This window comes from Acidovorax sp. 62 (genome assembly GCF_002754495.1).
In the GTDB taxonomy this organism is placed as follows: Bacteria; Pseudomonadota; Gammaproteobacteria; order Burkholderiales; family Burkholderiaceae_C; genus Acidovorax.
In genome coordinates this window covers 2,208,186-2,222,849 of sequence record NZ_PEFJ01000001.1, presented here as the reverse complement: position 1 = coordinate 2,222,849, position 14,664 = coordinate 2,208,186, and the positions used below count along the sequence as shown (strand labels likewise).

The window sequence follows — 14,664 nt, the reverse complement described above, 5'->3', positions numbered from 1 at the left end:
TCTTACAATCAATAGCTTCTTGGTACACAGGGTGCGTTCGGCACCCTTCTTATGGAAATAGCAATACTGTTCGCCCTCATCTGCCTCAATGGGGTCTTTGCCATGTCGGAGATTGCGCTTGTTACAGCGCGCAAGGCCCGGCTGCAAAAGTTGATTGATGAGGGCGACAACGGCGCAGCCGCCGCCGTCAAACTGGGGGAAGACCCCACGCGTTTTCTCTCCACCATCCAGATCGGTATCACGTCGATTGGCGTGCTCAACGGTATCGTCGGTGAGGCCGCTTTGGCCGAGCCTTTGGCGATCTGGTTGGCCTCTGTGGGCGTGCCTGCGCCTTATGGCGGCTACGCGGCCACGGGCCTGGTGGTGTTGCTCATCACCTATTTCTCCATCGTGGTGGGCGAGTTGGTGCCCAAGCGCATCGGGCAGTCTTACCCCGAAACCTTTGCCCGTTTGGTGGCGCGCCCCATCCATCTGCTGGCGTTGGCCACCAAGCCTTTTGTGTTGTTGCTCTCGGGCTCTACCCGCATGCTGCTGCGCTTGCTGGGCGTGAAGGAAACCAGCGGCAGCCCCGTGACGGAAGAAGAGATCCACGCCATGCTGGTGGAGGGCACCACTGCCGGAGTGATCGAATCGCACGAGCACACCATGGTGCGCAACGTGTTTCGCCTGGATGACCGCCAGATTGGCTCGCTCATGGTGCCGCGCGGCGATGTGGTTTGCCTGGACCTGGACGCACCGTTTGAGGAAAACCTGCGCCGCATTGAAGACTCGGACCACGCCCGCTTTCCGGTGGTGCGTGGTGGCATGGACCACTTGCAGGGCGTGATCAATGCGCGGCAGTGGCTGTCTCGTGCGCTGCGCGACCCCAAGCACACCCTGACCGACCAGCCCTTGCAGACCGCGCTGTATGTGCCTGAGACCATCACGGGCATGGAGTTGCTGGACAACTTCCGCCTGTCGGATGTGCACATGGCTTTCGTCATTGACGAATACGGCGAAGTGCAGGGCATTGTCACGCTGCAAGATCTGATTGAAGCGATCACCGGCGAGTTTCAGCCACGCGACCCCGAGACCTCGTGGGCGCTGCAGCGCGAAGATGGCAGTTGGCTGCTGGACGGGCACATTCCCGTGCCTGAGTTGAAGGACCGCCTGAACTTGGACGCCGTGCCTGAGGAAGAGCGCGGCCGCTACCACACCCTCAGTGGCATGGTGATGCTGCTGACGGGCCGCCTGCCCAAGGTGACAGACACCGTGCAGTGGGAAAACTGGAAGCTTGAAGTGGTGGACATGGATGGCAAGACCATCGACAAGGTGCTGGCCACCCGCATGCAAACCACGGACGATGCTCCTGCAGACAGCGCCGAGCCTGCGGCCTGAGGTCTTTCAAGCCCAATGTTCCCTGTGGAACGGGTCAGGGCGCGGGGGCCTTCCACAACCGCAGCCCTAGTTCCTTGGCCAGCGCTCGGTAGTCCTCTACACTTTTTTGCACAAATGCCTCCAGTGCCGCTCCCGTCAGGCGGTGGGGGGCCAGGCCATGCTCCTGGCACAGCGCGGCGTAACCTGGGGCGCTGTGGGCTTGTTCAAAGGCAGCCGTCCATGCGGCCACAGCGGCATCAGGCGTGCCTGCTGCCATATAAACGCCCCGCACGGTGGGCCACACCAGCGCCACGCCTTGCTCGGTGGCCGTGGGCACATCGCGCAGCCGCCCCGGGAGCCGGGCCGGGGCGAGCACCGCCAGCAGCTTGAACTGGGCGCCTTTGGACAGGGCCTTCATGGCTTCTGCTGCATCGCCGGTGAACACGCCCAGGTGGCCGCTTTCCAGCGCCTTGATGGCTTCGCCACCACCTTCAAATGACACAAAGCGCATCTTGCGCGGGTCTTGATCTGCGGCCCGCACCAGCAGTGCGGCTTTCATCCAGTCCTGGCTGCCCAGGGTGCCACCAGCGCCAAACACCAGCTTAGAGGGCGCTTCGCGCAGGGCTCGCACCAGCTGCGGCAGGCTTTGGTGGGGGCTGTCGCGGTGCACGGCAACCACACCGTAGTCGGTGCCCAAGGTGGCAATCCAGCGCACGGCCTGCACCGGGTGGGGGCCAAAGCGGCCTTGCGCAATGTTGAGCAGCGACCCGCTGGAAAACGCCACCAGGGTGCCCGGTCCCCCCAGCCGCCCGCTGGCAGCCTGGTCAAATGCCACGGCCCCGATGCCCCCCGGCAGGTAGCGGGTGTGCAGCGCGTTGGCCTGGGGCCGTACCCTGGCGATGGCCTGTGATGCCACAGCACAAGTCAGATCAAAGCCGCCACCGGGCTTGGAGGGGGCAATGCATTCAGCGCCTGCGAATGGGGCCACGGCATCTGCGGCCCAACTGCCGCAGGGCAGCAGCGCGGCAGCGGCGGCTTGCAGGGCTTGGCGGCGCGATGGAGTGAGGGGCTGGTGGGTGGGCGCAAACATGGGGCGGGTGGGCTGGGAGCCTGATTATGGTCACGCCCCGTTGGGGGCCGGTGCGGGCCACCACACCAATACCCGCAGCCCTGGGCCATACTCGCGCGCCTGCAACCGCAGTGTGCCCTGGTGCCGCTGCGCAATGGAGCGTGCGATGGCCAGCCCCAGCCCTGATCCAGGCGCCTTGGCTTGTGCTCCCCGCCGAAAGCGCTGGCCCAGTGTGGCGCGTTCTTCCTCGCTCAAACCAGGCCCGTCGTCTTCCACGCTCAGGCTCCAGCCCAGATCATCGCCAGCGGCTGCCAGTGTGACCGTGCCGCCCGCCGGTGTGTAGGCAATGGCATTTGCGGCCAGGTTGGTCAGGGCCTCGCGCATCAGTTGGGCATCTGCCATCGCCATATTGCGCGATGGCGATGGAGGGTGGATGCCAAAGTCAATGTGCTTGGCGCGGGCCTGAGGCAGCAGCTCCAGCGCCACGCTGCGCAGCAGGGCGGCCAAATCCATGGGGGTGCAGTCAAGGGCCGCCGTATCGCTGCGGCCCAGGGCCAGCAGCTGCTGCGTGCTGCGCGTGGCGCGGGATATTTCTGCGCCCAGGGCTTCCAGCGTGCTCTGCACGGTTGCAGTGTCGGGCTCGCGCCGGGCGCAGTCGATCTGCATTTGCAAAGTGGTCAGGTGCGTGCGCAACTGGTGCGAGGCATCGTCCAAAAACTGGCGCTGCTGCGCAATCAGCGCTTGGCTGCGCGCCATGTGTTGGTTGACTGCCGAGACCAGCGGCAGGATGTCGGCGGGCAAGTCTTGGGGGGCGATCGGGTCCAGGTCTTCGGGGCTGCGGTCTTGCACTTCTTGCGCCAGACGGGCCAAGGGGCGCAGCGCCAAGGCCAGCGTGCCTGCAGAGCCCAGCACCATCAGCGCCAGGATCAATCCGTCGCGCAGTGCTGCGCGGCGCACAAACCGCTGGGTGAAATCCTGGCGCGACTGCGTGCTTTCCCCCACCTGCACCAAAACCCCTGGCGCAGCCTCTGCGGCGAAGGCGGTGGACGGCGTGGGGCGCTGGTAGGCCACCAGCCGCAGCGATTCGCCAAAATAGCTGGCGTCGTAAAAGCGCGGAACGCCGGGTGCCAAGGGGTCCGGTGGCAGGGGCAAATCGGCATTGCCCAGCTCAACCAGCGCATCGGAGGACGCCACGCGGAAATACACCGAGCCGCTGGCGGTCAGCTCAAAAAATTCGAGCATGCTGTAAGGCAGTTCGGCCGACAGCCCGCCCGACGCAGTCGATATGCCTGCATCAATGGCCTTGAGTGCCCCCAATAGCGAACGGTCATAGGCTGCATTGGCGGCTTCGAGGGCGTCGTGGCGTGTCATCCATAGCTCTAGCGCCGTGACCAGCGCCAAAAGAGGGAGCAGCACCAGTGCCAAGCGTTGCCACAGCCGGGTGCGGGGGCGCTGCCTGTGGGGCTGCGGCGGTGCCTTCTGCACCCCGGTGGCCTGTGGCATCGGCCGCATTCAGTCGCACTCCAGCGCGTAGCCCAACCCTCGCAGGGTGGTGATGCGCACGCCGCTGCCCTCCAGGCGTTTGCGCAGTCGGTGCACAAACACCTCCACGGCTTCGGGGTGAACGTCCTCGTCGTCCGAGAAGACGCGGTCCAGAATCTGTTGTTTGGAAAAAGGCTCGCCACTGCGCTGCACCAGCACCCGCAGCACCGCCTGCTCGCGGGGTGATAGGGGCAGGGGCGCGCCTTGCAGTGTGAACTGCTTGCGGGCGCTGTCGTACACCAGCGACCCGCAGGCCAGGCGCGGGTGCTCGGTGCCGCGCGCGCGGCGCACCAGGGCATGCAGTCGCGCCTCCAGCTCGGCCAGCTCGAAGGGTTTGGCCAAAAAATCATCGGCACCGGCGTTGAGCGAGCGCACGCGCTCTTCCAGTGAGCTGCGGGCCGTCAGGATCAGTGCGGGCAAACGCTGATCGCGTTCGCGCAGGCGCTGCAACACGGTCTGCCCGTCCAGCCCTGGCAGCCCCAGGTCCAGCACCAGCGCGTCGTAGTCTGATTGCTGCAGTGCCCGGTCGGCCATGCGCCCATCGGTCACCCACTCGACCTGAATACCTGCGTGCTCCAGCGCACGGCTGAGCCAGGTGCCCAGGCTGTGTTCGTCTTCGGCCAAAAGGATGCGCATGATGGGGCGATGCTACCGTTTGTGCGGATGGCGTAGCGCTTGCATGCTGCAGTGGACCATTCAACGCGGACCGGCCCGCAAGCGCCAGCAGTCAGCTTGCGAGCAGGCGCTGTCCAGGCCAGGCAGCCGTGCAAGGGCCGCCTCGCCGCACTGGCTGCGTCCCCCTTCCCGACTCGCGCAGCGGGGCGAGAGAAAGGGGGAAAACGCGAAGCGGCTCAGGGGGTTAATCTGGTTTGACCTTGGCGCGCAGCAGCACTTTCTTCCAGCGCAATTGCTCAGCGGCGATGAACTGCGCAAATTGTGCCGGTGTGCCGCCAATGGCCTCTGCCGCATCGGCGTTGAGCCGCTCCAGCGATGCAGGGGCCTTGACGGCTTTCATGGTCTCTGCTGAGAGCTTGTCGAGGTTGGCGGCAGGCATGTTGGCAGGCGCGAGCATGCCGTACCACTGTGTCATCTCAAACCCCGGAAAGCCTTGCTCTGCCACGGTTGGAACATCGGGCAACTGCGGCAACCGCTTGGCTGAGCCTGTGGCAATGCAGCGCACTTTGCCGGATTTGATGAACGGCAACATGGCGGCTGCGCCCACGGCCGAAGCCTCAAGGCGGCCCGACAGCAGGTCGGTCATCATGGGGCCGGTGCCGCGGTAGGGCACGTGCAACATGAACAGATCGGCCGTCATCTTCAGGTATTCAAACGCCAGGTGGCCCGCACTGCCATTGCCCGCAGACCCGTAGCTGAGCTTGCCGGGGTTCTTCTTGGCGTAAGCAATGAATTCCTTGAGATTTTTCACCGGCACATCGGGGTGCACCACGTACAGGCTGGGCACCTTGGCCAGCAGGCTCACGGGCTTGAAGTCCTTGTTGGCGTCGTAGGGCAGCTTGTCAAAGATGAACGGGTTGACCGCCAGGGTACCGATGTGGCCCAGGATGAGGGTGTGCTGGTCTTCAGCGCGTGCCACTTCCGACATGGCAATGTTGCCTGCCGCGCCCGGCTTGTTGTCCACGAACACGCTCTGACCGAGGGTTTTGGACAGCTCGGCCGCCGTGGAGCGCGCCACGATTTCAGAGCTACCGCCGGGGGCAAAGGGCACGACAAAGCGCACCGACTTGCTGGGCCAGGCTGCTTGTGCAGAGGCCAGGGACGGCAGCAGGCCGCCCAGGGCCAAGGCAGAGCCTGTGCCCAGCCACTGGCGTCTTGTGGGGTGAAGGGAAGGGGTGTTTTCCAACATGGTCTTGTCTCCTGGTGTTGTTGTGATGTGGTGGTGAATGATGGCGTGGCTTGCCTTGGTCGTCCATGATGGGCGGAGTTCAGCAACGCCTGAAATCCAGAGCATGTTGCCGCGCGCTAGCTTTCGGAATGCTGTCAGTGTGGCGACTTTGCAGGGGCGCCGTGGGGCTGGTCAGGCGCAGCCGTCCCGGCCGCTCGTGCCTGTACGACGCGGTTGCGCCCGGTGTTCTTGGCTTCATAGAGCGCCGCATCGGCGCTGGCCAGGGTGCTGCCCGAGTGGGTGCCCACGGTGCAGGCTCCCACGCTCATGGTGACCCGAATGGTCTGGCCCGTGTCGCTCAGTATCTGGCTTTGCTCCAGCGCGGCGCGCAGGCGCTCCGCAATTCCCAGACCCTCTGGTACGGTGGTGTCGGGCAGCAGTACCGCAAACTCTTCGCCACCCAGGCGCCCGGCCATGTCGTCCTTGCGCAGCAGGTTGCCGCGCAGCAGCTTGGCCAGGTGCATGAGCACCTGGTCGCCCGTGGCGTGGCCCCAGGTGTCGTTCACCCGTTTGAAGTGGTCCAGGTCCAGCATCAGCACCATGGCCGGTGGGGCACCATGGGCAATGTGGGTGATTTCTGCCTCCAGCCGGGCCATGAAGGCGCGCCGGTTGGGCAAGCTGGTGAGTGTGTCTGTGGTGGCCAACCGCTCCAGCGTGCGTTCGTGGCGGCGGCGCTCGGTGATGTCTTGTGCCAGCCACAGCCTGCCCAGGTCGTCTCCCCGTCCGGTGCGCATCAGGATCAGGTCGATGCGTGTGGTGCGCCCGTCTTGCAAGGTGACTTCATAGCTCGCACTGGAGCCCTCGTTGTGCGGATTTTCGCGGGAGGGAAGCACGGCCCTGGCTTCGGGGGGCACCAGTGCCAGCAGCGCCTCGCGATCGTAGCCAACCAGGTCCTTGGAGCGCGCGGGCACGTTGAATAGATCGCACATGGCCTGGTTGATGACCACGGCGTCGCCTGCCTGGTTTTGCACCAGCACGCCACCCGGGAAGTGCTGAATCACCTCCAGCAAATGGGCCTGGGCGGTCGCCAGCGCCTCTTCCGTTTCGCGCCGCTCGGTGGTGTCCACCAGCGTCCACACAATGTCACCTTCGGGGTGTTCTGGGTCCAGCGGCGTGCCGCGCATCGAGAACCAGCGCAGCGCGCCGCTGGCCGTGCGCAGCAGGTATTCCACCTGCACCGCGCCGTGCAGGCGCACGGTGTCCACATATTGGCGAAACTGTGCGTAAGACGCTTCGTGGCGGTGCAGGGCCTGCGTGCTTTGGCCTTGCAAGGGCAGGCCGTCTTCCGAGAAGGTTTCCACTGCGCGTTGATTGGCCAGCGCAATGGTGCGCTCGGGGGTGGTGATGAGCAGGGCTGCCGCTGCGTTGTCGAGCAGCGCACGGCGCAGGTGAGCCTCCTGCATGCGTTGGGTGATGTCTGTCTGTGTACCGATCACCAGCGCCGACCGCCCTGCGGCGTCGGGGGCGACCTGGCCTCTGATCTCCACCCATCGCCACGTGCCTTCTTGGGTGCGCAGGCGCGCCTCCACGTCAAAAGGCTGTCCGAGAGCGACTTGGCGTTGCAGCGTGGTGAGCACGGACGGGCGGTCGTCAGGGTGTACCAGGCGCTTCCAGGTGTTTACATGCAGGGGCGCTGGCAGAGTGGCATAGCCCAGGATTTCGTGGCAACGGGTGTCCATCAGGATGGTGTCGAAGTGCGTGTCCCACTCCCACAGCCCGTCTTGAACGGCCGCCATGGTCAGGCGCAGCCGGGCTTCGCTGCGGCGCAGCGTCTCCACCATGGCGTGTTGCTCGGTCACATCGTGGATGTAGCCGTGCCACAAGGTGCTGCCATCGGGCTCACGCTCGGGGTTGGCTCTGCCCGCCAGCCAGCGGACTTCGCCATCCGGTCGTATTTGGCGCCATTCAAAGGACCAGGCCTCCAGCGTGTCTGCAGACTGCCGGATGCTGGCCGCCAGCCGATCCATGTCCTCTGGGTGAACACTGGCAAATGCTTGGTGTGCATCGGTTTGCGCCAGTTCGGGCGTGATGCCGTAGATGTCCATGATGCCTGGGCTGGCATAAGGAAAGCAGGCGCTGCCGTCCGTGCGCAGCCGGAACTGGTACACCGTGCCTGGCACCTGGGCCAGCAGTTTGGACAGGCGCATTTGCATCTCGGCGCGCGCGGCTTCCGCCTCATGCCGTTGGGTGACATCCAGGTAGGTGCCAGCGATGTGGGGCGTCGTCTCCATTGCATCTGGGTCCACCAGCTTTCCGCGCAGGTGCACCCAAATCCATTGGCCGCTTTGGTGCCGCAGCCGGGGTTCGGCTTCAAAGTAATCCGTCTCGCCCCTTGCATGGGCTTGCAATGCCTCTTGCCAGGTGGGCCAGTCGCTGGGGTGCATGAAGGCCTCCAGCTGTTGTCGATTCAGTTGTTGGGCGTGTACTGGAAGCCCGAGCAGGCTGGGCCAGCGCGTATCAAACTGCACGCTGTCAGCGCCCAGGGGCCAGTACCAGGTGCCAAGTTTGCCGCCCTCCAGCGCCAGGCTGTAGCGCTGCTTGTGGCGCTGCAGTTGTGCGTGGTCCTGTTTTTGGCGGGTAAACAGCGCTGCAATCCAGGTGGCCGCCAGCAGCAGTACGCCTGTACCCAGGGCGTTGCGCCAGCGGCTTTCGCGCACCGCAAGCTGCGTGGCAGATAGGGCTTGGTCGCGCCCTAGCCCCACGCTCACGACCAGTGGATAGTTGGCCAAACGCTGCCAGGCATACAACCGGTCAACGCCATCGATGGGTGCTGGGATTTGGTACTGCCCACTGCTGCGCTCCGGGTGGGTCAGGAATTCGCGCTCTGGGGGAATGTTCTGGTCCAGCACTTCGCTTTGCAAGTGCGAGCGTGCGAGGTAGGCGCCGTCAGCACGCACTAGCAGTGCCACGTCCTTGCCCTGGGCAAAGACCTCCCGAAAATTGCGTGAGAGGTACTCCGGGTTGACCGACAGCACCACCACGCCGCCAAAAGCACCTTGGCTTTGCAGCGGGTAGGACATTTGCACGGACCATTGGCCTGACAAGCGTCCCAATGTCGGGCGACTGATGTAGAGGCGTTTTTCCGCGTCCAGTGTGTGGGCCTGAAAATGGGCTCTGTCTTCAATAGAGACGGCACTGGCAGATGCCCCGTCATTGGATGCCAGAGAGGAGTAGACGATTTTTCCGTCGGCGGCAGCAACCGCAATTTGCAAGATGCTGCCTGCTGGGAAGGTGGCCAATGCGTTGCCTGCCGCCAGCTGAAAGGCATGCTGGGGGTCGCTTTCGTACAGTACGGCAAGGTTGCGGGCCAGGTATTCGATACCGCCCATCAACGTACCGATTTGCGCCGCCAGGGTGCGCGATATTTGCTGAGCGCGCAGCTGGGTCTGCTCTTGAGTAAAGGCGATCTGCTCGCGTTGCTGACCCAGGAGCTGCCACCAATAGGCCGCACAGGCCAACACCAGCAACATCAAGGCGCCCAGAGTGCGCCAGTGGACAAGGTTTTTTTTCATGGCGCACCTCTGGTGGGCGGCATCCGAAAAGTGGAGAGAGCGTGCTTGCCCTTTGTGCAGCCCAGGGTTTCGGCCAGTACGCCGGTGTCAGGCTGTCTGGGGAAAGGCGGTGTGCCGATGCGCGCCGCTATCTTGGAGAGGACCGGTAGACGGTCTTGGGGCTGCATGGAACCCATTTTATCGCTGCGTATCAGCGTGTTACGGCGGTTGACCTGAGGTCAAGGCGCGGCCAGCTGTGCATTCTTGGGTTGAATGCGCAGTGTTTGATGCGGGTCAATTTGATGGGGCTGCGGCCGTTGCTTGCTGCCCGCACAGCAGGTGTTGAGCCGCCTGCAGGCCGCTCATGGTTGCGCCTTCCAGCGTGGCCGGGTAGGGGCCTTCCGTGTAGTCACCCGCTGCACACAAGCTGGGCAGCAGCGCCACGGCAGGGCGTTGCAGGGCAGGGGTGCAGGCGAAGGTGGCGCGTTTTTCCACCACGGTCTGCAGGGGGATGAGTCCACTCAGACCCAGTTGGCGCTGCGCCTGTTGCAGCACTTGCTGCTCCAGCGTGGCGCGGTCTTGCTCGCTGGCACTCACGACAAAAGCCAGCAAGCCGGGTGGGCCACCCAGGTGGCTGCGGTCAAACACAAACTGTGCCGGTTCCTGCGGTGTTGGGCGCAGTGCCAGCATGGGCTGCGCCAAGGTGTGGCCCATGCCTGTCGTGTCTGCCGCGTGTGGAGCCAGGGCATACACGGTACCGATGGCCGTGAAGCGCAGTGCTTGGGCGGTGTCTGCCCACTGGGTCATCGGGGCTTGTGCTGCCTGAGGCATGCTGGGCAAGGCCGCGCGCACCAGGCGGGCGGATTCGGTGCTGTGCGTGGCCAGCACCACGGCGTCAAAAGGCACACCATCCACCAGCCAGCCTTCGGTGGCGCCGGTGTGGGTGTGCTGGAGTTGCTGCACACGCTGGCCGGTGTGCACGGTGGCGCCTTGCGTTGCCAGCCACCGGGCGGCAGCCTCGGGGAACAAGGCGCCCAGGTCCATGCGGGGCAGTAGCAGGTTGGAGCCCCCCCGGCCACTGAATAGGCTGTCGCGCAGTACGCGCAAAAACACCTGTGCGCTGGCCTCGTGGGCCGGGGTGTTCAGGGCCGATACGCACAAGGGCTCAATGAACTCTTGCAGCAGGCGTGGCGTGAGGCCGTGGCACAGCTGTGCTACCGACCAGTGCGCGTCGCACTGAAACCCTCGGATTTGCCAGCCCGCACAGGCGCGCAGCAAGGCCAACTTGTCGGTCCAGCGCCAGCCCCGGGCGCGGGCCACGCCGACCAGGGCGTCCCATGGGGGGGGCAGGTCAGGCAGTTGCAGGCCGGTCTGGTCGGCGTAGCTCAAGGCCAGCGGGGTGCGCAGCAGGGCGCTCGGCACATCAATGCCCACCGTGCGCATCAGGCCCAGGGTGTGGGTGTAGGCACCGATCAGGATGTGCTGGCCGTTGTCGAGCGACAGTTCGGCGCCATCGGCCCCGGTCACAGGTACGCGCCGGGCCCGCCCGCCCAGGGTGCGTGCGGCTTCCAGCACGGTGACTTGGCTGCCGCCTTGTGCCAGCGCCACGGCGGCGGCCATGCCGGCCCAGCCACCGCCGATCACGGCCACGCGCATCACATGCGCCCCAGGGCCTGGACCTTCCATGCCAGCCAGAACTTGCGCAGCGGCGTGAGGCGAATGCGCTGGTGCAGCACCTGGAAGTTCTCGTGCTCGATTTCCCGCAGCAAGGTGCGGTAAATGCTGGCCATCATCAGCCCGGGCTTTTGGGTGCGCCGGTCTGCCGCAGGCAGCATGGCCAGGGCTTCGTCGTACAGGCTGTGTGCACGTTCGGCCTGAAAGTGCATCAGGGCCGTGAACTTGTCGGAGTACTGGCGCTTGAGGATTTCATGCGCTTTCACATCAAACTGCTGCAACTCACTCACGGGCAGGTAGATGCGGCCTAGCATGGCGTCTTCGCCCACGTCGCGGATGATGTTGGTGAGCTGGAACGCCAGGCCCAGGGTGTGGGCGTACTGCGTGGTGCGCTCGTCGGTCTGGCCAAAAATGCGCGCAGCAACCTCGCCCACAATGCCTGCCACCAAGTGGCAGTAGCCCTTGAGGCCTGCAAAATCAAGGTAGCGGGTTTGTTCCAGGTCCATCTGGCAGCCGTCGATGACTGCTTGCAGGTGCCGCTGCTCAATCCCGTAATCTTGGGTGTGCGGCATCAGGGCCTGCATCACCGGGTGGGTGGGCTGGCCACCAAAGGCCTTGGCCACTTCGGCTTGCCACCAGGCGAGCTTGGTGCGCGCAACGCCCGGGTCCGAGACTTCGTCAACGACGTCATCGACTTCGCGGCAAAAGGCGTAGAACGCCGTGATGGCGGCGCGCCGTGGCGCTGGCAGGAACAAGAAGGCGTAATAGAAGCTGCTGCCCGAGGCGGCGGCTTTTTGTTGGACGTACTGTTCCGGTGTCATGGGGCGGGATTGTCCCATGGGCTGCGGGGCCTGCATCCAAGATTTAGCGCTGTGCTGGCAGGCCCCACCCCTGGGGGCAATTGCCAGCCACAGCGCAGCCGGGGCTTGTTTAGAAAGCGATTTGCTCTACGCCAATGTCACTGGGGCGGCGCAGGGCTTCCTTCATGAACATGCTGATGGGCAGGGTGCCTTGATCAGAGCTGAACCACTTTTTGTACAGCGCGGTCATTTCGCCGTTTTGGATCATGCGGCGCGTGACGCGGTCCACCAACTCCTTGAACTTGGGGTCGCCCTTGCGCAGCCCGATGCTGTAGGGCTCGACCGACAGGCGCTTTTCCAGGAACTGGTAGTCGTTCATGGACTTGCCCAGGCGGGTCAGCGGGATCCAGATGCCGGCATCGTCGGCAAAGGCGGCATCGGCCTCCCCCTTGGCCAGTGCGTTCACTGCGTCCAGGGTGCTTTCGACCAACACGTAGTTGAACTTGCGGGTGAAGGTGCGCTCGTTGGCACGCAGCAGGTTTTCGTTGGTGGTTTTGCCTTGCACCGCGATCTTTTTGCCTTGCAGGTCGTCTAGCGTCTTGATGTTGGAGTTCTTGCGCACCAGGAAGGCCGACGATGCCACAAAGATGTGGTGGCTGAAGGAGATCTCTTTTTGCCGCGCCGCTGTGTTGGCGGTGCCGCCGCACTCGAGATCAACGACGTTGTCCTTCACGTCGGAGATGCGGTTCTTGCCGTCCACCAGCAGGTAGTTCACGCGCAGGTCGGGGCGTTTCAGTTCTTTTTTGATCTCTTCAAAAATCTGCAGGCAGATATCGACCGTGTAGCCCTGGACCTTCCCGGAGCTTGTGTCCTTGTACGAAAACGGCAGAGACTTTTCGCGGTGCCCCAGGCGCAATTCGCCAGAGCTGGCGATGCGCGAGAGCGTGTCTTGGGCGAGTGCGGGGACGCTGGCCACAGCCAGGGCTGCCATCAGAGCCCAGGGACGCAGTTTGGAAGAGAGTTGCATCTTGATGAATGGAGGTGAATAGTGCGGTGGGTGTGCCCTGTCACACCCTGTCCCCCCATTGTGATTCGACCCGTGCCCTATGTGCGCATACTTGGTTGCGGCGCGTCAGCATTCCACAACGTTTACGGCCAGACCGCCGCGCGAAGTCTCCTTGTATTTGCTTTTCATGTCGGCGCCGGTCTGCATCATGGTCTTGATGACCTTGTCGAGCGAGACCACATGCTGCCCATCGCCGCGCAGTGCCATGCGCGCGGCGTTGATGGCTTTGATGGCCCCCATGGCGTTGCGCTCGATGCAGGGAATCTGCACCTGCCCGCCTACCGGGTCACAGGTCATGCCCAGGTTGTGCTCCATGCCGATTTCTGCGGCGTTTTCCACCTGCTCAGGCGTGCCGCCCATCACGGCGGCGAGGGCGCCTGCGGCCATGGAGCAGGCCACGCCCACCTCGCCCTGGCAGCCCACCTCGGCCCCGGACAGGGATGCGTTGATCTTGTAGATGATGCCTATGGCCCCGGCGGTGAGTAAAAAAGTGGCAATGCCCTCGTCGTTGGCGCCTGGCAAAAAGCGCACGTAGTAATGCAGCACGGCCGGAACCACCCCGGCGGCGCCATTGGTGGGGGCCGTGACCACGCGGCCACCGGCCGCGTTTTCCTCGTTCACCGCCATGGCGTACAGGTTCACCCAGTCCAGCATCGACAGCGGGTCGCGCAGCGCGGCCTCGGGGTGGCTGCTCAGGCTGCGGTGCAGCTCGGCCGCGCGGCGGCGCACGCGCATGGGGCCGGGCAACTGGCCGGTGGCTGCGCAGCCGCGCTGTACGGCCGCCGCCATGGTTTGCCAGATGTGCTGGAGCTTGCGCTGCACTTCGGCCGGGCTGCGCCAATGCTGTTCGTTGGCGGCGGTGATCTGGGCCATGCTCAGGCCCGTGGCGTGGCATTGCGCCAACAGCTCTGCGCCGGTGCTGAAGGGGTGGGGCAGCCCTTGGCCATGGCCCTGTACGTCACGCCCTGCGGCCAGGCCAGGGTTGGTTACGCGCTGGCCTTGCCCGTCCACCACAAAGCCGCCGCCCACAGAGTAGTACTCGCACACGGCAATCTCTTCACCTTGGGCATTGAAGGCGCGAAAGCACAGCCCGTTGGGGTGGCGCGGCAGGCTTTTGCGGCGCAGCTGCAGGTGTTCTTTGTCGACCCAGGGCACCGCATGTTCGCCCAGCAGTGCCAGCGTTTGCTGGGTGCGGATCTGGGCCACAGCGGGGGCGATCTGGTCGGGGTTCATGGTGTCGGGCTCGTGGCCGGCCAGGCCCAGCAGCACCGCAGTGTCGGTGCCGTGGCCCACGCCTGTGGCGGCGAGCGAGCCGTACAGCTCTGCCGTGACGTGGTGTACGGCCGCCAGGCCGTGGCTGTCCCGCAGATGGCAGGCAAATTGCCGCGCCGCAATCATGGGCCCCACGGTGTGGGAGCTGGAGGGGCCGATGCCGATTTTGAAAAGATCGAAGACGCTGACGGACATGGGGTGGGGTGTGGGGCCACAGTGCTTTTGGCGCTGCGCTGGCGTTGTGGGGCCGCAGGTTGGGTGGCTGCAGAGAGGCCTCTAGGCTAGCCGCTGCGCCGCAGCCGGGGCATGCGCACAATCCCTGCCCAGCCTGCGTTTGCCGTGGGGCCTGGCAGGTGGACAGGGTGGTGGGCTTGCATACCGCTTTACTTATTTGCTATCGAAGTAATAGCTGCTTGCGCTTGATGGATAAGCGCTAGAGTGCATTTTTTCTTAAAGTGAGTGGCCGGTGTAGCGTGGGCGCTTCAGTGGCG

The 14,664-nt window shown here is 64.6% G+C and carries 10 protein-coding genes; 1 reads left to right on the top strand and 9 read right to left on the bottom strand.

What is annotated here, in order from left to right:
• The first annotated feature begins 51 nt into the window (after positions 1 to 51).
• The gene (locus CLU86_RS09930) at positions 52 to 1,377 is read left to right on the top strand and encodes a hemolysin family protein (RefSeq protein WP_099741498.1); all 1,326 of its coding nucleotides are present in this window, start codon (positions 52 to 54) and stop codon (positions 1,375 to 1,377) included.
• Positions 1,378 to 1,411: 34 nt separating this feature from the next.
• On the opposite strand, the gene CLU86_RS09925 is transcribed toward CLU86_RS09930, so the two are convergent.
• From CLU86_RS09925 to CLU86_RS09885, 9 genes are all read right to left on the bottom strand, one after another.
• Positions 1,412 to 2,446, bottom strand: a complete 1,035-nt coding sequence (locus CLU86_RS09925) for a tripartite tricarboxylate transporter substrate-binding protein (RefSeq protein WP_099741497.1) — start codon at positions 2,444 to 2,446, stop codon at positions 1,412 to 1,414.
• Between the two features lie 30 nt (positions 2,447 to 2,476).
• Complete coding sequence (locus CLU86_RS09920; RefSeq protein ID WP_099741496.1) at positions 2,477 to 3,928, bottom strand: sensor histidine kinase; 1,452 nt, start codon at positions 3,926 to 3,928, stop codon at positions 2,477 to 2,479.
• 9 nt (positions 3,929 to 3,937) lie between these two features.
• Positions 3,938 to 4,603, bottom strand: a complete 666-nt coding sequence (locus CLU86_RS09915; protein ID WP_099741495.1) for a response regulator — start codon at positions 4,601 to 4,603, stop codon at positions 3,938 to 3,940.
• A gap of 223 nt (positions 4,604 to 4,826) precedes the next feature.
• Positions 4,827 to 5,831 carry a tripartite tricarboxylate transporter substrate binding protein gene (locus tag CLU86_RS09910; RefSeq protein WP_099741494.1) on the bottom strand — a complete coding sequence of 335 codons (1,005 nt, stop codon included), beginning with the start codon at positions 5,829 to 5,831 and terminating at the stop codon, positions 4,827 to 4,829.
• 134 nt (positions 5,832 to 5,965) lie between these two features.
• On the bottom strand, positions 5,966 to 9,382 hold the full coding sequence (locus CLU86_RS09905) for a PAS domain-containing protein (RefSeq protein WP_099741493.1): 3,417 nt from the start codon (positions 9,380 to 9,382) through the stop codon (positions 5,966 to 5,968).
• 273 nt (positions 9,383 to 9,655) lie between these two features.
• Complete coding sequence (hpnE, locus tag CLU86_RS09900) at positions 9,656 to 11,017, bottom strand: hydroxysqualene dehydroxylase HpnE (RefSeq protein WP_099743488.1); 1,362 nt, start codon at positions 11,015 to 11,017, stop codon at positions 9,656 to 9,658.
• A complete protein-coding gene (gene hpnD / locus CLU86_RS09895) occupies positions 11,017 to 11,856 on the bottom strand; it encodes a presqualene diphosphate synthase HpnD (RefSeq protein WP_099743486.1) in 840 nt (279 codons plus the stop codon). Before hpnD ends, hpnE begins: the two co-directional genes overlap by 1 nt.
• Positions 11,857 to 11,965: 109 nt before the next feature.
• A complete protein-coding gene (locus CLU86_RS09890; protein WP_233194918.1) occupies positions 11,966 to 12,862 on the bottom strand; it encodes an amino acid ABC transporter substrate-binding protein in 897 nt (298 codons plus the stop codon).
• A gap of 105 nt (positions 12,863 to 12,967) precedes the next feature.
• A complete protein-coding gene (locus CLU86_RS09885; protein WP_099741491.1) occupies positions 12,968 to 14,368 on the bottom strand; it encodes an L-serine ammonia-lyase in 1,401 nt (466 codons plus the stop codon).
• Between the last annotated feature and the right edge of the window lie 296 nt (positions 14,369 to 14,664).